The 589-nt window shown below is 35.0% G+C and carries 1 pseudogene; it reads right to left on the minus strand.

The window, feature by feature from the left end:
• A pseudogene (locus KSO91_RS18020) lies at positions 1 to 354 on the minus strand (IS6 family transposase); the annotation flags it as partial.
• Between the last annotated feature and the right edge of the window lie 235 nt (positions 355 to 589).

Consider the following 589-nt stretch of genomic DNA (forward strand, 5'->3'; position numbering starts at 1 on the left):
GTTTTATTCTTTCGTTTCTGAACCAAAATATCTATTTCATCACCATCTTGATCAACGGCTCGCCAAAGGTAATGTAATACGCCATTTATTTTGATGAAAACCTCATCCAAATACCAGGTATCACCAAATTGACCGCGATTCTTTTTAGCTGGTTACAATAGAACGCACCGTATTTTTTACACCCCCTAAGTTTCTAAATAAGCGGATCATTTCATAAGTGACAACAATACCTCTAGCTGCGAGCAATTCTTCAATATCACGAAAGCTCAGTGTAAATCGATGATAAAGCCAAACGGCATGGCTTATGATTTGTGCAGAATAACGAGTACCTAAATAGATATTGGAATTCTCCATTAGCAGGTTATCGCATAATTCGGAACGAGTTAGTTAAGTTGACAATACCGGATTGGAATCTTTACATAATTTTTTATTAAATCAACATGCTTATGTAGATGACTCAGGTTGTTTTTTGTAAAAAGATTAAAACCACTACCACAGAGGACAAAGAGGCGCTGCGCACTACACAGAAAAAACTAACATACTAAAATATAAGATAATTATTATTTTTTATGTTTTTCTCTGTTTCCCC

This window comes from Psychromonas antarctica (assembly GCF_022267535.1).
GTDB lineage: Bacteria > Pseudomonadota > Gammaproteobacteria > Enterobacterales > Psychromonadaceae > Psychromonas > Psychromonas antarctica.